Origin of the sequence: Actinokineospora guangxiensis (assembly GCF_042657845.1) — a bacterium.
GTDB lineage: Bacteria > Actinomycetota > Actinomycetes > Mycobacteriales > Pseudonocardiaceae > Actinokineospora > Actinokineospora guangxiensis.
In genome coordinates, this window is sequence record NZ_JBHSKF010000024.1 from 1 (window position 1) to 18,550 (window position 18,550).

19 protein-coding genes are annotated in these 18,550 nt (G+C 71.2%); 7 read left to right on the plus strand and 12 right to left on the minus strand.

All coding sequences use genetic code 11. The features are described from left to right. Positions 1-1,037: non-reducing end alpha-L-arabinofuranosidase family hydrolase (locus ACFPM7_RS29670; RefSeq protein WP_378251149.1), on the plus strand; the 1,037-nt coding region annotated here is incomplete at its 5' end. 88 nt (positions 1,038-1,125) lie between these two features. Here ACFPM7_RS29670 and ACFPM7_RS29675 read toward each other — a convergent pair. From ACFPM7_RS29675 to ACFPM7_RS29685, 3 genes are all read right to left on the minus strand, one after another. After that, positions 1,126-1,968, minus strand: coding sequence for a polysaccharide lyase (locus ACFPM7_RS29675; RefSeq protein WP_378251150.1), 843 nt, complete (start codon positions 1,966-1,968; stop codon positions 1,126-1,128). Between the two features lie 65 nt (positions 1,969-2,033). Beyond that, positions 2,034-2,324, minus strand: a complete 291-nt coding sequence (locus ACFPM7_RS29680; RefSeq protein ID WP_378251151.1) for an alpha/beta fold hydrolase — start codon at positions 2,322-2,324, stop codon at positions 2,034-2,036. Positions 2,325-2,758: 434 nt separating this feature from the next. Then, positions 2,759-2,962 (minus strand): hypothetical protein, encoded by a 204-nt coding sequence (locus ACFPM7_RS29685; RefSeq protein WP_378251152.1) that lies wholly within the window; start codon positions 2,960-2,962, stop codon positions 2,759-2,761. Between the two features lie 396 nt (positions 2,963-3,358). On the opposite strand from ACFPM7_RS29685, the gene ACFPM7_RS29690 reads away from it, so the two are divergent. Then, on the plus strand, positions 3,359-3,847 hold the full coding sequence (locus ACFPM7_RS29690) for an ATP-binding protein (RefSeq protein WP_378251153.1): 489 nt from the start codon (positions 3,359-3,361) through the stop codon (positions 3,845-3,847). A gap of 71 nt (positions 3,848-3,918) precedes the next feature. On the opposite strand, the gene ACFPM7_RS29695 is transcribed toward ACFPM7_RS29690, so the two are convergent. Together ACFPM7_RS29695 and ACFPM7_RS29700 are read right to left on the minus strand one after the other, a co-directional pair. Beyond that, on the minus strand, positions 3,919-5,451 hold the full coding sequence (locus tag ACFPM7_RS29695; protein ID WP_378251154.1) for a S8 family peptidase: 1,533 nt from the start codon (positions 5,449-5,451) through the stop codon (positions 3,919-3,921). A gap of 171 nt (positions 5,452-5,622) precedes the next feature. Further along, positions 5,623-8,466, minus strand: a complete 2,844-nt coding sequence (locus tag ACFPM7_RS29700; RefSeq protein WP_378251155.1) for an ATP-binding protein — start codon at positions 8,464-8,466, stop codon at positions 5,623-5,625. 193 nt (positions 8,467-8,659) lie between these two features. On the opposite strand from ACFPM7_RS29700, the gene ACFPM7_RS29705 reads away from it, so the two are divergent. Continuing rightward, complete coding sequence (locus ACFPM7_RS29705) at positions 8,660-9,601, plus strand: LysR family transcriptional regulator (RefSeq protein ID WP_378251156.1); 942 nt, start codon at positions 8,660-8,662, stop codon at positions 9,599-9,601. 197 nt (positions 9,602-9,798) lie between these two features. Here ACFPM7_RS29705 and ACFPM7_RS29710 read toward each other — a convergent pair whose 3' ends face one another. From ACFPM7_RS29710 to ACFPM7_RS29725, 4 genes are all read right to left on the minus strand, one after another. Then, positions 9,799-10,638 (minus strand): proprotein convertase P-domain-containing protein, encoded by an 840-nt coding sequence (locus ACFPM7_RS29710; protein ID WP_378251157.1) that lies wholly within the window; start codon positions 10,636-10,638, stop codon positions 9,799-9,801. Continuing rightward, positions 10,635-10,985, minus strand: a complete 351-nt coding sequence (locus ACFPM7_RS29715; RefSeq protein ID WP_378251158.1) for a hypothetical protein — start codon at positions 10,983-10,985, stop codon at positions 10,635-10,637. Before ACFPM7_RS29715 ends, ACFPM7_RS29710 begins: the two co-directional genes overlap by 4 nt. 278 nt (positions 10,986-11,263) lie before the next feature. Continuing rightward, positions 11,264-12,139, minus strand: a complete 876-nt coding sequence (locus ACFPM7_RS29720) for a hypothetical protein (protein WP_378251159.1) — start codon at positions 12,137-12,139, stop codon at positions 11,264-11,266. Beyond that, entirely contained in the window at positions 12,136-12,471 is a 336-nt protein-coding gene (locus ACFPM7_RS29725; RefSeq protein WP_378251160.1) for a PadR family transcriptional regulator, read from the minus strand. The genes ACFPM7_RS29720 and ACFPM7_RS29725 overlap by 4 nt, the downstream gene beginning before the upstream one ends. Before the next feature lie 222 nt (positions 12,472-12,693). Between ACFPM7_RS29725 and ACFPM7_RS29730 the strand changes: the two genes are divergently transcribed. Further along, positions 12,694-14,205 (plus strand): S8 family serine peptidase, encoded by a 1,512-nt coding sequence (locus ACFPM7_RS29730; RefSeq protein WP_378251161.1) that lies wholly within the window; start codon positions 12,694-12,696, stop codon positions 14,203-14,205. 376 nt (positions 14,206-14,581) lie between these two features. Here the strand turns inward: ACFPM7_RS29730 and arsB are convergent, their stop codons facing one another. Next, complete coding sequence (gene arsB / locus ACFPM7_RS29735; protein WP_378251162.1) at positions 14,582-15,685, minus strand: ACR3 family arsenite efflux transporter; 1,104 nt, start codon at positions 15,683-15,685, stop codon at positions 14,582-14,584. Between the two features lie 37 nt (positions 15,686-15,722). Continuing rightward, positions 15,723-16,064, minus strand: a complete 342-nt coding sequence (locus ACFPM7_RS29740; RefSeq protein WP_378251163.1) for an ArsR/SmtB family transcription factor — start codon at positions 16,062-16,064, stop codon at positions 15,723-15,725. A gap of 98 nt (positions 16,065-16,162) precedes the next feature. On the opposite strand from ACFPM7_RS29740, the gene ACFPM7_RS29745 reads away from it, so the two are divergent. The 3 genes from ACFPM7_RS29745 to ACFPM7_RS29755 are packed head-to-tail and all read left to right on the plus strand — an operon-like array spanning position 16,163 to position 17,492. After that, positions 16,163-16,837, plus strand: coding sequence for an arsenate reductase/protein-tyrosine-phosphatase family protein (locus tag ACFPM7_RS29745; RefSeq protein WP_378251164.1), 675 nt, complete (start codon positions 16,163-16,165; stop codon positions 16,835-16,837). Next, on the plus strand, positions 16,831-17,091 hold the full coding sequence (locus tag ACFPM7_RS29750; protein WP_378251165.1) for a three-helix bundle dimerization domain-containing protein: 261 nt from the start codon (positions 16,831-16,833) through the stop codon (positions 17,089-17,091). Before ACFPM7_RS29745 ends, ACFPM7_RS29750 begins: the two co-directional genes overlap by 7 nt. After that, entirely contained in the window at positions 17,088-17,492 is a 405-nt protein-coding gene (locus tag ACFPM7_RS29755; protein WP_378251166.1) for an arsenate-mycothiol transferase ArsC, read from the plus strand. The genes ACFPM7_RS29750 and ACFPM7_RS29755 overlap by 4 nt, the downstream gene beginning before the upstream one ends. A gap of 48 nt (positions 17,493-17,540) precedes the next feature. Here the strand turns inward: ACFPM7_RS29755 and ACFPM7_RS29760 are convergent, their stop codons facing one another. Next, the gene (locus ACFPM7_RS29760) at positions 17,541-18,380 is read right to left on the minus strand and encodes a helix-turn-helix domain-containing GNAT family N-acetyltransferase (protein WP_378251167.1); all 840 of its coding nucleotides are present in this window, start codon (positions 18,378-18,380) and stop codon (positions 17,541-17,543) included. Positions 18,381-18,550: the final 170 nt, after the last annotated feature.

The window sequence follows — 18,550 nt, forward strand, 5'->3', positions numbered from 1 at the left end:
AAGGCGCCTCCACCACCGACGGAGCCAACATCGTCCAATACGACGACTGGGGCGGCAACAACCAACAATGGTCCCTCGTCCGCGTCGGAGGCGGCACCAACCCCACCACCACAACCCCGCCGGGCGGCACCTGCTCTCTCCCATCGACCTACCGCTGGACGTCGACCGGCCCCCTGGCGACTCCCAGGCAGGGGTGGGTCTCGCTCAAGGACTTCACCTACGTCCCCTACAACGGCAGGCACCTCGTCTACGGCACCACCCACGACACCGGCACCAGCTGGGGCTCGATGAACTTCAGCACGTTCACCAACTGGTCGGACATGGCCACCGCGAGCCAGAACCCGATGAACTCCGGCACGGTCGCCCCCACGCTGCTGTACTTCGCCCCCAAGAACATCTGGGTGCTCGCCTACCAGTGGGGCCCGACCACGTTCAGCTACCGCACGTCGAACGACCCCACCAACCCCAACGGGTGGTCCTCGGCCCAGACGCTGTTCACCGGCAGCATCACCGGCTCCGGCACCGGCCCCATCGACCAGACGCTCATCGCCGACGGCACGACGATGTACCTGTTCTTCGCCGGTGACAACGGCAAGATCTACCGGGCGAGCATGCCGATCGGGAACTTCCCCGGCAACTTCGGCTCGTCCTACACCACGATCATGAGCGACACGACGAACAACCTGTTCGAGGGCGTCGAGGTCTACAAGGTCAAGGGCCAGAACCAGTACCTCATGCTCGTCGAGGCCATCGGCGCGAACGGCCGCTACTTCCGCTCGTTCACCTCCAGCAGCCTCAGCGGATCCTGGACCCCGCAGGCGGCCACCGAGAGCAACCCGTTCGCGGGCAAGGCCAACAGCGGCGCCACGTGGACCAACGACATCAGCCACGGCGACCTGGTCCGCAGCACCGCCGACCAGACCAAGACCATCGACCCCTGCAACCTGCAACTGCTCTACCAGGGCCGCAGCCCCAACTCCGGCGGCGACTACGGCCTGCTCCCCTACCGACCGGGCGTGCTCACCCTCCAGCGCTGACCGCACGGCAGGACCGTGGCCCCCACCCGTTCCCGGGTGGGGGCCGCGACCGCATCGGCGTCCCGGGGCGGGGTGTGCGCTGCGGACGTCAGCCGATACGCCGGATGGAGAAGTCGTCGTAGTAGATGTAGCCGACGGTGTCCGACGTCCAGTAGTCCTGGCTGCCGCCGCGGAAGGAATGCGACCAGATGTGGCGGATCTGGCGCTTGACGTCGTTGTCGGTCCACTGGACGGGGGTGTCGAGCAGGGTGACGCCGTTGACGGTGATCACGGCGCGACCGTCGCGGTTGGCACCGGTGTTGCTCTTGATCCGCATGGTGACGGTGTAGTTCGTCGCGCGTTGCAGGGAGCCCGTCGCCGGGTAGGACTTGCCGTAGTTGTCGCCGCAGTTCGAGGGCATCGCGGCGTGGTAGAGGTACGGCTGTAGATAGGTCCGCCCGGCGTCGTTGGTGTACCACATGAGGCGCAGGCTGCCGCCGTCCCCGTTCGCCCTGGTGCACCCGCTCGCGCCGTCGCCGACCTGGAAGCCCCAGCCGACCTTCCCCCCGCGGCTCCAGTCGAAGCGGCTGTGGAAGTTGACGGTGTAGCGCATCTCGTACTCGGTGCCGTCGGTGACGTCGACCGACCACAGGGTGCCGCCGTCCCCGCTGAGCCTGCCGGGTTCCAGGGTCGCGCGCAGCCTGCCACCGCTCACCATGATCCGGGCCGGGTCCCAGCTCGACACGTTCCCGAAGTCCTCGGCCGCCCCGGACTCCGGGTACGGCCCGGTGGACCAGCGGTTGAAGTCGACGGCGAACGTCCCGCGAACGGCGCTCGCCCCGACCTCCCCAGTCGAATCCGGCTGTCCCGCCGCGCTCTGCGGAGCGAGCGCGACCGCGGTGACAGCTCCGGCAACGCAGACCGCCCGACGGATGTGACGCCGACGTCCCACGGCAGCTCCTTCCTCCCGACCCTTCTGGTCTTACCACCTGAGGCCGGCCGGGCGGAAGCCGCCAACTACGTGGCGCGCAGGAACGCGCGGATCTGCTCGGCGATGGCGTCGGGGGCGCTCCAGGAGGCCCCGGGGTCGTGGCCTTCCGGGGTCGGCACGGTGAGGTTGGGCAGGATCGCGGCCAGCGCCTCGGCGCCCGCGCGCATGAGGGGCTCGCCTGCGCTGCCGACGGCGACGGCGATCGGCGCGTCGATCGACCAGCGGTCGGTGGGCAGTGGCCTGCCGTCCCGCAGGCCGCGCCAGATCCGGATCATCATCGGGATGTACTCGGCGGGGACACCCACCACCTCGGCCATGAAGTACTCGCGCTTCGAGGTGCTCGACGGAGTCGGCCGGGAACCGGCGGCCGGGAATCGCCGACGATGAACGGGGGCTCGCGCCGTCGGCCGAGGCGGTAAAAGTGATCTTCGTGGGGAACCTGTCAGCACCATCAGGTTGCCACTGCTCATCGGCGAATGCGTCCTCGTAGGACAAATTGCGGACTCCCGCGGCGTAGGCGCGGCTGATGTGGACGGTGTTGTTCGCCTGTCGATCACGAAGCCGCCGACCTTCAGGAGCAGGTGGCGTGGGCACAGGCGGGCCACGAGCGTGACGGGTCCCGGCCGCTCTGCCGGGTAGGCGTGTTCACTGGAGCTGTCGACCAGTTCGCTGGTGGCCAGGACGATCAGGTACCCAGTCGGTGAGCCGTTCGCTCCCCGCGGGTCGGCGGCGATGGCGGTCGGCGGAGACCTCAGGTGCCGCGCTCGGGGGTGCGGGGGCGGCGGATGCGCAGGGGGAGGTCGGGGGTGACGGTCTGGCTGGTGCCGTCGTCGAAGGCGATGGTGACCGCGTCGCCGTCGGTGGTGAGGTCGGTGACGGTGCGCGGTTTGCCGTTGTCGGCGTAGTGAACGTCTCCGACGATGAGCTGTGCCGCGGGCCGCTTCATGTCGGGCATGACCCCCCACCTTCGTCACGATGCCCAGCCCGTCCGCACCGGGTGTTCGGTGAGCACGGCGGTTCGCGGTTAGGCTCTCCGGTCGGAGTGAGCGCGTCCGCTCATTCTGCCGGGCCGTGTCCGTCCCGGCATCAGCTGTCAGCGGATCGGGGACATGCGGTGAGCGCGGCGGACGACCTCGACGGCACGCCCTGGGTAACGGCCGGGCAGGTCGGCGCGGCCCGCGTGCTGGCGATCGGCGGCGATGTCGACCACGCCACGATCCCCAGGTGCAGGCCGGGGTCGCGGCCGCGGGCGATTCCCGGGTGCTGGTGCTGGCCGTGTTCGACACCGCCACCGACGCGCTCGTGCCCGGTCCCCGAGCTGTCGAGGGCGTCGATGGGTAGCTCACCGGCGATGCCCGAGCCGGCCCCCCGTCACCGCGGCGACGGGCCGCCGTCCTCTCCGGCCGCCGGCCTGGTGGTCACCAACCTGGGCGAAGGCGCCACCCTGCACCTGAGGGTCCCCGGCTTGCCGGAGGTCACCGACGCCCGCCGCAGGCTGCACGCCTGGCTCACCGCCGCCCACCTGGGCTCCGACCTCGTGGACGATGTCGTCCTGGCCGCTCAGGAGCTGCTGGTCAACGCCGCCGAACACGCCTACCTGGCGCACCACGCCCGCCCGGTCCACCTCCTCGCCCGGTTGACCGCGCCGCGGTTGACCGTGAGCGTGACCGACACCGGCAGCTGGCAGGCCCCCGCGCTCGATCCCGGCCACCGCGGCCACGGGCTGACGATGGTCCGGGCTCTGGCCGACGGCGTCGAGATCACCTCGCTGAGCGCGGGTACGCAGGTCACCGCCACGTTCACCACCGGGCCGCGGGGCACCGGGCAGGCGGCGGGCTGACCTGGCCCGCCGCCGGACACGGCCTGGCCCTCGCGGACGGGTGTCGTCCGCGAGGGCCAGGCGTTCGGTGATCAGGGCTTGTCGGTCTTGAGCGTGTAGCTGCCGGAGCCGCGGTAGGCGTACACGCGCCAGCTGTAGTAGCCGGCGGTTCCGGTGTACTCGACCTTCTCGTTGGCCGCCGGGGTCTCACCGACGGCGACGTTCACCCAGCCGGACCCGTTCCACTTCGCCAGGTAGAGGTCGAAGTCGGCGCCGGCGGGGCCGGTCAGGCAGCCGCGGTGCACACCGGTGCTGTTGGTCTGGTAGTGGCTGTTGTTGGGCTGCCAGACCGAGGCGCCCGCGTTGAGCGTGCCGGTGTAGGAGGGACCGGAGCAGTCGCCCGGCTCCGGCTCGGGGTCGGGGTCGGGGTCGGGGTTGCCGCCGTTGAGGAAGCCGATCTGCAGCAGCTTGTTGGGCGAGCCGCGCAGGTCGCTGATCTTGTTGGCGACGGTGTTGTTCAGCAGTGCCTGGTTGACCTCGGCGGGGCGCTTGCCGGAGTTGCCGGAGACGCCGAGGTACAGCGCGGCGACACCGGCGACGTGCGGGGTGGCCATGGAGGTGCCGCTGATGGAGTTCGTGGCGGAGGTGCCGGTGTGCCAGGCGGAGGTGATGTTGCTGCCGGGCGCGAACAGGTCGACGCAGGTGCCGTAGTTCGACGAGCCGTTGGCGAAGATCGAGCGGCCGTCGGAGCTGTTGCTCGCGGCGACGGTCAGCACCTCGGAGACGCGGGCGGGCGAGACGTTGCAGGCGTCCTGGCCCTCGTTGCCCGCCGCGACGGCGGTGGTGACGCCCCTGGCCAGCAGGGCGCGGGCGGCGTCGTCGTTCACCTGCGAGGCCCCGCCGCCCAGGCTCATGTTGGCCACGGCGGGCAGGACGGCGTTGCGGGCGACCCAGTCCATGCCCGCGGCGACGGAGTTGCCCTGGCTCCAGCCGTCGCACTTGAGCACGCGGACCGCGTGCACGGTGGCCTTCTTGGCCACGCCGTAGGTCGAGCCCGCGATGGTGCCCGCCACGTGGGTGCCGTGGCCGTTGCAGTCGGTGGCGTTGGTGTCGCCGTCGATCGCGTCGTAGGCGTGCTTGGCGCGGCCGCCCGAGAACTGGCTGTGCGTGGTGAGGATGCCGGTGTCGATAACGTAGACGTTGACGCCCTGGCCCGCCGAGGCGGGATAGGTGTAGGAACGGTCGACCGGCAGGCTCGGCTGGTCGATGCGGTCCAGGCCCCAGGTCGGGTTGGTCTGGGTGTCGAGCGCGCGGACCCTGCGGTCCTGCTCGACGTACTCGACGGCCGGGTCGGCGGCCAGCTTCTTGGCCTGGGCCTCGGTGAGGTTGACCGCGAAGCCGTTGAGCGCCTGGTAGGTGTAGGTGATGCGGCCCGCGAACTTGCGGGCGAGGTCGCTCGCCTTCGCCGAGGTCTGCGCGGAGGCGACCGAGGAGTCCTTGAACATGACCAGGTAGGCGCCCGAGACCGAGTCGGCCTGGTTGGCGCGCAGGATCACACCTTCTCCTGCTGATGCCGGGGTGGACACCCCGGCGGCGGCGAGCAGCGCGGCGGCTGCCGCACCCACCACCGTAATGCGATGAGATCGCATGGACAGTTTCTCCATTCATCCCACCGGGTTACACCCGGAGGCGTGACCATCGGGCAGGGTTACAACTGACAGTCACGTCGGTTCAGAATCGGGTGGCCGCAAGGCGGAAACAATTGAGGATTCGCTAGGTGGTCTACCTATTCGCGCTCAGCGGAGGTCGGCGGCGCGGATGTCCCGACGGGACGCCACCTGGAGCTTGCGCAGCACCCGCGAGGTGTGGTGTTCGATGGTGCGCGCGGAGAGGAACAGGGTCTCGGCGATCTTGGTGTTGGTGTACCCGGCCGCCAGCAGCCGGGCGACCTCGAGCTCGCGCGGCGAGAGGCGCTCGCCGTAGCCCCGCCTGCCCTGCCGCGACGGCGTGACGATGCCGAGGCAGCGCAGCAGGTGCCTGCACCGCGCGGCGTCGTGGGTGGCGCCCAGCGCGTGATAGCGCTCCGCGCACCGGGTATAGGCCGCCACGGCGTCGTCGCCGCCGGCGCTCAGGCGATGGGCCTCGGTGCGCTCCCACGCCAGGGCCGCGAGATAGGGCGCGCCCATCGTGTCGAAAGCACGGGCCGCCGCGGCGTGGTGGTCGGCCCCCGACCCGCCCGCGTGCTCCTCCAGCGCCCCGCGGCAGGTGTGCAGCGCCGCGGCGGCCAGCGGCGCGACCAGACCGCGGATTCCCTCCTCCGCCGACCGCACGAGCTCCCCGGCTTCCCGTGCCCGTCCCGCGGCGAGGTAGGCGTCCACGGCGGCAGGCAGCAGTTCCCCCGACCAGGCCCACACTTCCTTGCGCCGCAGCAGCGCCACCCCCGCGTCGGCTTCCGCCGAGGCCAGCACGATGTCGTCCTCGCGCAGCGCGAGCCGGATCAGGCCCGCGCCGCCGCCGAGCGCGACCTGCGCGACCGCCACCCTCGGGGTGCGCACCCCGGTTCGCAGCAGATGCCCGCGCGCGGTCTCGCCGTCGCCGCTCACGAGGGCCAGGTGCCCGAGTACCAGTTCCAGTTCGGCCGCCACCGCCGACAGCTCCCGGTACCGCGCCAGCAGGGACCCGGCCCGCTCGGCCAGGCCCTCCCAGTCGCCGGTGAACCAGTCCAGCCGCGTCATGGTGCTCCGCGCGGTGCTCACCACGTAGAGCCCGCCGCTCTCCTCGGCCATCCGCACCCCGGCCCACAGGTGCTCGCGCGCGGCGTGGAACCGTCCGGTGACGGTCAGGGAGTCGGCGATGGTGCAGCGCGCTCTGGCGATCTGGCGCTGCTCTCCCGGGGTGTGCCCGAGAACGGTCACAGTGGACATCCGGTCCTCGGCGGCCGGGTCGCCGAGTGCCACCAGGGTTCCCAGCACGTCGGCGATCAGGGAGAGGCGCCGCTCCTGGTTCTCGCACTGCTCGATCTCCGCGTCCGCCTTCCTCAGCCACGCGGCCAGCGACGGCTGCGGAACGTCCCCGGTGCAGGGCATGGCCAGGGCGCTCATGCACTTCGCCGCGAGGTCCGGGCGCGCGCCGAGTTCGTCGACGGCCAGTTCGAGCTGGGCACGTCCTTCGGCGACGCCGTGGAAGAACCTCGACAGCAGCAGCCCCAGCTGCATCCGCACCTGGCCGCGGGCCTGCGCCGAGAGCCTGTCGTCCACCAGCAACCGTTTGAGCGCCGACGCCGACCCGGTCGCGTCCAGGCCCGCCTGGGCGGCCTCGCCCAGCTTCACGGCGAGCCGGTCCACGTCCGCGCGGGCGAGCGCGGGCTCGGCGAGCAGGAGCCGCAGGAGGGTGGACGCCGTCGTGGCGTCCGAGGCCGCCAGCGCCTGATCGGCCGCCGCTTCGCCGTAGCAGAGCCATTCGGCCCGCAGGTCGGCCAGCCTGCTGTGCTCGGCGAGCTGCACCAGCGGCGGATGCTCGTGCGCGGCGAGCAGGCGCACCGCCCGACGGTGCAGCTCCTTGCGCTCGATCGAGTTCATGGCGCCGTAGACGGTCCGGCGCGACAGGACGTGCCGGAACGAGACGGTCCCGTTGGCGGCCTCGCGCAGGAGCGCGCGGGCCAGCAGCTCGGTGACCGCCTCCCGCAGCCGTTCCCCCGCCAGACCCGCGACCACGCCGAGCACCTCGACCGACGCGGGGACGGCGAACGCCGCGGCGGCGCGGACAAGACGGCCCGCGTCCGGGGACAGCCCCACCAGCCGCTCGGTGACCGCCTCGCGCAGCAGCACCGGCACCTCGGCGCGGTCCGCCCACCGCGCGGTCGTTCCCTCGGCGGCCACCCGGTTCACGCGAAGGAACTCCTCGATGACGAACGGCAGTCCCGCGGTCTGCTCGTGCAGCGTGGTGGCGAACTCCGCGCTCACCGTGTCGACCCCCAGGAGCAGCCCGGCGAGGACGCGCACCTCGGCGGTCCCCAACGGCTCCAGCGGCAGGATCTCCACCCCGACACCAGGGCCGGGGCGGTACGCGCCGCCCAACGGCATGCCCCAGGGCAGATCCTCGCGCCGGTAGGTCACCAGCACCGCCAGCTCGGGCGGCGGATCGGCCATCAGGAACCGCAGCAGCTGCCGGGTGCCGTCGTCGGCCCAGTGCAGGTCCTCAACGACCAGCAGGACCGGGCCGAGAGCGACGAGCACCTCCCGAACGGCTCGGAACAGCAGGTGCCGGTCGAACACCGGGCCGCTCAGCTCCGGCGGCAGCGGCGGCAGGACATCCGCCAGCTCCGGGACGGCCGCGCGGAGGACGGACGTGACGGAGTTCAGCGGCCCCCGGCACGCCAGCGGATCGCGCGCGCGGCGCAGCGCGTCCAGCACCGCGCCGAGGGGGAACGGCTCACGCGAGTGCTGGCAGTGCCCGACCAGCACGGTCAGGACGCCGACGTCGGCCGACTCGACCAGCTCCGTGACCAGCCTGCTCTTGCCGACGCCCGCCTCGCCTTCGAGCTGCACGAGCGCGGGCCTGCGCCGGACGGCCGACCGCAGCCGGTTCAGCTCGTCGGCGCGGCCCACCAGCACCGCCGCGCCCTGCTCACGTGGTGGCATGTCGACTCTCCGCCTCCCGGCCGAGGCAATGGACCACGACCCTGGGAAACCGGCAGGCCGTGATTGATCTGACGCGATCCCGTTTCCCGGCCGACGCGCCCGCGGAATGGGCGGGCAGCGCGGTCGAGTCCATTCCCGATCGGGTCAAACCGGGTTCGTTGAAGTCGCCGGTTGTCCGATCTAGACTCCGCGAATGGAACTGGAGCTGCGGCACCTGCGCACGGTCGAGGTGGTGGCCGAGACCGGGAGTCTGACCAGGGCCGCCGCCCAGCTCGGCCTGTCCCAGCCCGCGCTCTCGGTCCGGCTCAGGCGCATGGAGGACGAGCTGGGGGCGTCGCTGTTCACCCGCGGGCCCGCGGGCGTCGAGCTGACCACGATCGGGGAGTACGTGCTCCTGCGCGCCCGGTCCATCCTCGCCGCGGTGACCGAGCTGCGCACCGGCGCCGCCCAGCTCGCCGAGCGGACCGAGCCGGTCATCACCGTCGGCGGGTCGGCGGGCTCGGTGCTGCTGGGCCTGGTCGAGCGGATGGGCGCGGAGCTGCCCGCCACGAATGTCCGGCTCACCATGGAGTACTCGCCGCTGCTGCTGCGCGACCTGATCGTCGCGGGCAAGCTCGACCTGGTGACCACAACGGACTACCCGGGCTTCGAGATGCCGTCCCACCAGGCGCTGCTGTGCGAGGTCCTTGAGGAGGAGCCGGTGTTCGTCGCCCTCCCCAGCTCCGACCCGCTGGCCGCCCAGGACGAGGTCACCCTGGCCGACCTCGCCGACCACAGCTGGGCGCTCAGCCCGCCGAACGGCTCCGGGTGGCCGGACTGCTTCCACATCGCCTGCGCACACCACGGTTTCACCCCCGAGGTCCCCTACACCACACCGAACGCCGACACGGTCCGCACGCTCGTCGCCGCGGGCCGCGCGGTGGCGCCGTGCCAGCCGGTGTACTTCGCCGACGAGGGCGTCACCGTGCGGCCGCTCGCGGGCAGCCCGCTGCGGCAGCGGCACATCATGCTGTGCCCGAGGGACGGCGCCCTCGCCCGGCGCCTACCCGCCCTGGTCGAGTTCGCCAGGGACGCCTACTGGTCGTTCCTGCGCGAGCACACCCCGCACTTCGCCCAACTCCGCGCGGGCCGCTGAACCCGGTCCCGGCGGGCGCGATGTGGAGCGCGCCCGCGAACCGGTCGGGGAAGACATCGGGTGACATCGGCCCCTCCTTTCGCGACGCCGACATTCGTACCCGACACAGCGTCGCCAAGGCAGACATAGGTTTGTTTCATGACCCCACAACGACGGTGATGGGCCGCGCTGAACTCGGCGAAAGGGGGGATCACCCGTCAGGTGGCCCTCCCTCGCGCGGGTGAGAACTCCAGGCTCCACGCGTCGATGTAGCCGACGTCGTTGCGGTAGGTGTCGCGGGCGCGCAGGTTCCAGGTCCCGTTCGCGGCCTCGCTGGAGGCGTTGACGGTGTAGGTGGCGATGATGTTGTCCGCGGAGTCGCTGGTGCTGCTGTTCTTGAGCAGGCACACCGACCCGTCCGGCGCGACCAGGTCGATGCGCAGGTCGCCCCGGAAGGTGTGCTTGATGTCGACGGCGACCTTCAGCGCCGACGGGGCGTTGCCGGTGATCCCGAAGACGGTGATCGGCGACGACACCGCGCTGCCCAGGTCGGGGATGGTCACGTTGTCGGCGTTCTCGAACCTGTGGCCCGGTTCCGGGTCGGGGCCGGACCCGCCGATGTGCCGGCGAATCCAGGCGAGTCCGCTCGTGACACTGGCGTAGTACTGGCGGCTGGCGCAGTCAGCGGTGGAGGCGACGCCCACGATGGCGTCGTTGTACCTCTGCGGGCCGCCGGAGTCGCCCTTCCAGGCGTAGCCGCTGATGCCGGTGGAGGCCAGGGCGGGCCCGTTGTAGGCGTCGGCCGCCCGGCCGGTCACCCGGACCGAAGCGCGCTTGAGCTGGGCGGAGGCCGTGCCGTCGCAGCTGGTCCTGCCCCAACCGTCGATGTGGTTGGTGGCGCCGGTGGGCGGGTCCTGCTCGCCCAGCCGGGCCGGGGCCACCGAGACCGGAGAAGCCAGCTTGAGCAGCGCGAGGTCGCCTTGGCTGCAGGACTGCGCAGCGGCCACCGCCACCGACTGCGCGATGACATCGACCTGCACCGCCCGCGCGGCGGTCACCGGTTGCCTCCCGGCGCGACGCTGCGCGGGAACGCGGCGACCTCGTCGTGGCGGCGCTCGAACTGACCGGGCGAGGTGCGCACGCTGACCAACAGCGCGGGCGCGGCCACCGCCTGCGCCCCGACCCCGGTCTTGAAAGCGACATCGAGCCCGTCACCCCTAGACGACGTGCTGTTCTGCGCCACACCGACCAGCCCGGCAGCGGTCGTGACCGTGCCCCGCGACCCGTCCACCCCGCGCGGATCATCTCCTCGCGACCTCAGGACCTGGTCGAGGAACGCGGAAGCGGTCCCGTCGAAGTCGGCCCCCACCACCTCGATCGTCGCGCCACCGGTCGCCAGCACCACCCGCGCACTGCCCGGACTCCTCCCCCGACCAGCGCGCCGCTCTCCAACTGCCACCCCACCGGCGGCACGGCCGTCGCGCCGTCCCCGAGGTCGAGAACCTCCCCGGCCCGGATCTCGTTGTGCCACGGCACCGCCGCGTTGAGCGCGGGCAGCCCGTAGATCAGCAGGACCGCCAGCCCCAACACGACCACATCCCGCCCGCACGGAGCCCGACCGCCCTGTTCCTCGGCGGACGAGGCCACCGACTTCACCCCATCGAGTGAGCTGAAGACGGGCCGCTAGCTGACGCTCGCGCGTCGGGGCAGGCGCACCAGTCCGCCGATGGCGACCAGGAACAGCAGCGGTGTGCCGAAGAAGATCAGAGTGGACACCAGGTCGTTGATCGGCCCGTGGTGCACGGCATGCACAAGCAGCGCGAGCAGCGCGGTCACGACCGGTGTCGAGAGCACCAGCGCCGCCCGCCGTCCGGTGGCGGAGCCGGCGCCCGCGGCCAGCGCCGCACCGGCGAACAGGACGGCGAGCGCCGCGAACTCGGCGAACCCGCTCCGGTGGCCGAACACCCCGAGCACCACGATCACCAGGACCGTCACGGCCATGGTGGCGACTGCGGGCAGGCCCCGGACCCTGCGTCCGTCCGACACGGAGAGCGCGACGGCCGTGATCGCGCTGAGCAGCACCCAGCCCGCCTTGTCGGTGAACCACTGCCAGCCTGCGAACGGCAGCTGCAGGACCACGACCAGCCCGGCGGTGGCCACCCACGCGCCGACCGCCGCGGCCCTGCGCTTCCCCGCCATGGCGAGGACCGCGACCCCGAGCCAGACGAACCACACCGGCGCGTCCGGGATCTGCTCGAACGGCGGCGCCGAGCCCGCCTGAACCCACCAGGCCAGCTCGTGCAGGCTCGTGCCCGCGCCGGCCAGGACCGCGATCGGGCCGAGCAGGCTGACGACCGCCAGCACGTCGGCCGCGAGCAGCCGCCGCACATGCAACCGCACCGCGCCCCACAGCAGGTCGGCGGTGGCCCGCCAGCCCGGAGTGGTCCGGTCACCCGCGTCGGCCAGCAGCACGTCGAGCATCTCCTCGCCGTGCCGCTCGCGGTGCTCCCGCGGATAGAGGCCCAGCAGCCGCCGGAACCGCCTCTCCAGTTCGCTCACGCTGTCCCTCCGATGAACCGTGCACGCAGACGGGTCGCCGCGACCCGGGCCGTGGACCGCACCCGCTCGATCTCCTCCGCCAGCCTGGCCGCCCCCAGGTCGGTCAGGCGGTAGTAGCGCCGGAGCCTGCCGTCGACCACCTCTTCCCGATCGACGGCCACCCACTCGTCCGAGGTCAGCCGGTCCAGCGCGGTGTAGAGGGTGCCCGCCCGCAGCCGCACCCGCCCGCCGGAGATCTGCTCGACATCCCGCAGGATGCCGTACCCGTGCCGGGGCTCCTCCGCGAGCGCGGTGAGTATCAGGAACGTGGGCTCCCGCAAAGCGTCGGTCACAGGAACGGTATATACCGATCATCGGTCTATGCGCAAGGTGTCCTTCGCTGGTGCGGCACAACCGCGCGGCGGGGAAGGCCCCGGCGTCGTTCCGGACGCGCGCGGCCGCTGAATGGGGCGTTCGCCCTAACCTGTCGGTGGATTCGGGCTATTGCCGCGCGCGACACCGACTGCCAGTGTCGATTACACCCTGCGTTCACGACCGTTCGAGGAGTCACCTGCATGACGCCACTTCGTGCTGCCCGCACGCGCTGGGCGGCCGGGGCCGGTCTCGCCGCCGCCCTGTCCGCCACCGTGCTCCTTGCCCCACCCGCCGCCGCCGAGGGCACGATCCTGTCCGTGCCCCAGGCGATCGAGGGAAGCTACATCGTCGTGCTGAAGGACGGCGCGACAGTGGCGCAGTCCTACGGCGCGGCCGTCACCCACACCTACAGCCACGCCCTGAACGGCTTCGCGGCGAAGCTGACCGACAAGCAGGCCCGCACACTCGCCGCCGACCCCGCTGTGGCCTACGTGCAGCAGGACGGCGTCGTGTCGCTCGCCGCGACGCAGCCCAACCCGCCTTCCTGGGGCCTGGACCGCATCGACCAGCGCGACCTTCCGCTCAACAGCAGCTACACCTACCCCAACGCGGGCGCCGGTGTGCGCGCCTACGTCATCGACACCGGCATCCGGACCACGCACGCGGACTTCGGCGGGCGCGCGGTCTGGGGCACCAACACCGTCGGGGACGGCAACAACTCCGACTGCAACGGACACGGCACCCACGTCGCGGGCACCATCGGCGGCGCGGCGCACGGTGTCGCCAAAGCGGTGTCGCTGACCGCCGTGAAGGTGCTGTCCTGCGCCGGTTCGGGCAGCTGGGCGGGAGTCATCGCCGGCGTCGACTGGGTGACCGCCGACCACACCTCCGGCCCCGCCGTCGCCAACATGAGCCTCGGCGGCAACGGCAGCAACGCGGCCCTGGAAGACGCCGTCCGCCGGTCCATCGCCGACGGCGTCGTCTACGCCCTCGCCTCCGGCAACTCCAACTCCGACGCCTGCAACTTCACCCCGGCCCGCACCCCCGAGGCCATCACCGTCAACGCCACCGCGAACAACGACGCCCGCGCGTCGTTCTCGAACTGGGGCACCTGCACCGACATCTTCGCGCCCGGCCAGAACATCACCTCCGCCTGGCACACCAGCGACACCGCGGTGAACACGATCAGCGGCACCTCGATGGCCGCCCCGCACGCGGCGGGCGCGGCGGCCTTGGTCCTGGCCACCGCCCCCTCCTCGACCCCGGCACAGGTCGCCGCCCAGTTGTACTCCACCGCCACCGCCAACAAGGTGACCTCCCCGGGAACCGGCTCCCCCAACCGTCTCCTGTACGTCACCGGCGGCTCCCAGCCCCCTGCCAACGACCGCCTCACCCGCGGCCAGGGCCTGGGCTCGGGCGCGTCCCTGAAGTCCGCCAACGGCGCCTACTCCCTCGTCATGCAGGGCGACGGCAACCTGGTGCTGTACAACGCCGCGGGCACCGCCCTGTGGCACACCAACACGTGGGGCAACCCGGGCGCGACCGCCACCTTCCAGACCGACGGCAACTTCGTCGTCTACGCCGCCAACGGCCGCGCCCTCTGGCACACCAACACCTACGGCACCGCCGCGAGCCTCTTCCTCGTACAGGACGACAGCAACATCGTCATCTACAGCCCGACCGGACAGGCACTCTGGCACCGTCTGCGCTGATCCGCGGAACGGGTGGGTGGTCCACCGGACCACCCACCCCCCAAGAGTTCTGCCGCAAGAGATAGGTGGACCGCAAACCTCCGCACGATCGCCGACAACCGACCCACCTCACCGGCCGGCTCGAACGCCTCGGCCAACTCCTGCGAGAGCACTCACGGTTCGTCTCCGTCGCAGCCAGACGATTCCCCACGCCCGGCCAACCAGGACATGCACCATCGGCGGCGGCCGCGACGCCCGCCCACGACAGCACCGCCCCGGTCCAGACCGACCAGCTCAAGGCCACCGGTGCCGGCGCGCCTGCCACCTGCAACTACGAGGTGACGAACGAGGGGGAGTCAACGTCCATCCTCCCAGGCCAACCTCACGGCTAGCCAACTCAGATGTCACCCATCCGCGCAGCAGACCTCACCTTCGAGTCGATGAACTTCTTGCGCAAAGCCAGCGAGACGTAGACGAGGGCGACGAGGACGGGGACTTCGATGAGGGGTCCGACGACCCCTGCGAGGGCTTGGCCGCTGGTGGCGCCGTAGGTGGAGATGGCGACGGCGATGGCGAGTTCGAAGTTGTTGCCCGCGGCGGTGAACGCCAGGGTGGTGGTGCGTTCGTAGCCCAGCCCCAGACTTGCGCCGAGGGCATAGGAGCCTGCCCACATGATGGCGAAGTAGGCGAGCAGGGGCAGGGCGATGCGGGCGACGTCCCAGGGGCGGTTGGTGATCTGCTCGCCTTGGAGGGCGAAGAGGATGACGATGGTGAACAGCAGGCCGTAGAGGGCGGTGGGGCCGATGCGGGGGAGGAAGCGGTTCTCGTACCAGTCTCGGCCTTTGCGCTTCTCGCCGAGGGTGCGGGTGAGGTAGCCGGCGAGCAGGGGGATGCCGAGGAAGATCAGGACGCTCTTGGCGATCTGCCAGCCGGAGACGGCGAGGTCGGTGGTGGGCAGGTCGAGCCAGCCCGGGAGGACCGCGAGGTAGAACCAGCCGAGCAGGCCGAAGGCGATGACTTGGAAGACGGAGTTGAGGGCGACCAGGACGGCGGCGGCTTCGCGGTCTCCGCAGGCGAGGTCGTTCCAGATGATGACCATGGCGATGCAGCGCGCGAGTCCGACGATGATCAGGCCGGTGCGGTACTCCGGAAGATCGGGCAGGGTCAGCCAGGCCAGGGCGAACATGAGGGCGGGGCCCAGGATCCAGTTGAGGGCGAGCGAGGCCCACAGCAGGCGGCGGTCGCCGGTGACGGTGTCGAGCCGGTCGTAGCGGACCTTGGCCAGAACCGGGTACATCATGATCAGCAGGCCGAGGGCGATGGGCAGCGAGATGCCGTCGACGGTGATGGCGTTGAGGACGTCGCCGAGGCCGGGGATCAGGCGTCCGGCGAGCAGGCCCGCGACCATGGCCAGGCCGATCCAGACCGGGAGGAGGCGGTCCAGGGTGGACAGTTTGGCGACCACGCCCGATGTGGGCGGGGTGGTATCCGTGGTGCTCACGCGGAGAACTCCTGGAGGATCGGCTGGTGGTCGTGGATCAGGCGGGCTGGGAGGCGTCTGCGACCAGCGCGCCGGACAGGCGTTGCAGGGTCTCGGGGACGGCTCGGTAATACACCCAGGTGGCGCGGCGCTCGCTGGTCACCAGTCCGGCCTCGCGCAGCACTTTGAGGTGGTGGGAGATGGTGGGCCCGGTCAGGTCGAAGGCCGGGGTGAGGTCGCAGACGCAGGCTTCGCCGCCGTCATGTGAGGCGATCAGCGACAGCAGCCGCAGCCGCACCGGATCCGCGAGCGCTTTGAACATCACCGCGAGGTCTGCGGCGTGCTCGGGCGTCAGTGGTTCGCGGACCAGCGACGTGGGACACGGCTGCTTGTTCGACACCCGTCTAGATTGACGGACCTCTACTTTGACGTCAATCGAGCCATCGATCACACTCGCCGCTCTTGACCCGGAAGTATAGCTCAGCGAAAATTGACTCAATGAGCACTGACTGGAGTTCCCGTGTGGTGGAGCGGGCCCGCGTGCACGCCGCGTTGGGTGAGCCCGCGCGGTTGTCCATGGTCGACCGACTCACACTCGGCGACGCCTCTCCCGGCGAGCTGGGTGCCGAGCTGGGCCTGTCCAGCAATCTCGTCGCCCACCACGTGAAGCTGCTGGAACAGGCCGGTCTCGTCGTTCGGTCGCGGTCGGAGGGTGATCACCGCCGCACCTACTTGCGATTGCGCCCAGGGCCGCTGGCCGGTCTCGTCCCGGCCAGCGCGCGTGGTGCTGCGCGGGTGGTGTTCGTGTGCAGCCACAACTCCGCGCGTTCGCAGCTCGCGGCCGCGCTGTGGGCCGACCGTAGCCCTGTGCCCGTGGCGTCGGCGGGCACCGAGCCTGCTCGCGCGGTGCATCCCCTGGCCGTCGTGACCGCCGCAGCCCACGGTCTCTCGGTCGCCTGCGGCACCCACCACATCGACGACGTGGTCCGCGAAGGCGACCTGATCGTCGCGGTGTGCGACAACGCCCACGAGGAACTGCCCAGCGGCGATCGCCTGCACTGGTCGATCCCCGACCCCGCCGCACCCGGCACCCCGGCCGCGTTCGAGACCGCCTTCCACGACCTCGCCGGACGTATCGACCGACTGGCACCCGCGGTCGGTGCGCCGTGCTGATCTGCGGTGGCCGCTGCGCCGACATCACCGACTGCGACCCGCCCGACCCCGGCACCCGCCTCGGTCACGTCACCGCCGACCTGGGACGCGAGTTCGACGGCACCGTCGACGCCGACGCGATTCACCGCGTCGTGCTGACCTCCTATCGCCACCTTGCCGAGACCGCGACCGTCCGGCACTACCTGCCCGTCCTGGCCGCCCGGCGCGCCAGGGCTTTGTTGACGACCTACCGAGACCAGTTGAGGAACCCATGAGCGACACGCCCGAGGTCCTGTTCGTCTGCGTCCACAACGCCGGCCGTTCCCAGATGGCCGCCGCCCTGTTGCAGCACTACGCCCTCGGCCGCGTCGCCGTGCGCTCCGCGGGCTCGGCGCCCGCCGAGAAGGTGAACCCCGCGGCCGCGCAGGTCCTGGCCGAACTCGGCCTCGACATCACCGCCGAGGTCCCCTCGAAGCTCTCGACCGCCGACGTCGAAGCCGCCGACGTCGTCATCACGATGGGCTGCGGCGACACCTGCCCGGTGTTCCCCGGCAAGCGCTACCTCGACTGGCAGCTCGACGACCCCGCCGGACAAGGAGTCGACGCCGTGCGCCCCATCCGCGACGACATCGACCGCCGCGTCCGCGCGCTCTTGGCCGAACTCCTCGACGCATGACCCGGTGACACCTGCCGCAGCCGGAGATGATCGGGCGATGTCGGGGCACTAGTTCGTCGTCGAGCGGCGTTCCAGCAGGATCGTGTCGTGCCATACGCCGTCGCGCTGGGCGATGCGTTCGCGGATGCCGACTGTGCGGTAGCCGGCGGTGTGGTGCAGGGCGACGCTGGCTCGGTTGTCGGTGAAGATCGAGGTCTGGAGCGTCCACAGGGTGTCGGCGTCGGCAGCGGTGACCTGCCTGTGCAGGAGGGCCTTGCCGATGCCCCGGCCGCGGTGGCCGTCGGCCACGTAGATGGATGTCTCGGCGACGCCTGCGTAGCAGTCGCGAGACGAGACTGGCGCGGCTGCTGTCCAACCGACCACGCGGCCGTCGATCTCGGCGACCCACCGGTGCCCGGGGAGCCACTTCGCGTCCAGCGTGGACCGACTGGGGACCGACGTCTCAAAGGTGGCCAGGCCGGTGGCGATGCCCTCGGCGTAGATGCGTCGAACGTCCGACCAGTCCTCGGGCTGCAGCGCCCGGACGGTGACATCGCCCGGAAGGTCCTCCGGACAGCACGGACGCGGCGCGAGCAGTCCCATGACGGCGTCGGCCGCGTGCGGCAGGCCCGCGCAGCAGGCCTGGTTGACGGTGACGATCGTCGCCGTTCCCTCTTTGCGCAGCCGCACGAATCCGACGTCGGCCAACTTGCGCACGTGGTGGGACGTCGTGGATTGGCTCGTCCCCAGGATCTCGGTGAGCGCGCCGACGGTGACCCCTCCGGGAGAGGTGGCGACCGTGTGCAGGAGCTTGACCCTGGCCGGCTCAGCCAGGCAGGCGAACCAGCTCGCGTAGGTGGCCGCCTCGGCGGTCGGCAGCACCTGCAACAGCGGAGGTTCGATCGTCATGCGGCCAGTGTATATCGACCTGGGACGATGAAGGTGCGTTCGCTGGTTGCCGTGCACGTCCCCGTTGAGCCGAGGTGCGCGCCCGCGGCGCCTCGCGCCCAACCGACAAATTCATCGACCAGAACCGATGGTTGCGTGGATCGACGTCCGTCGATACAGTCGCCGTAGAT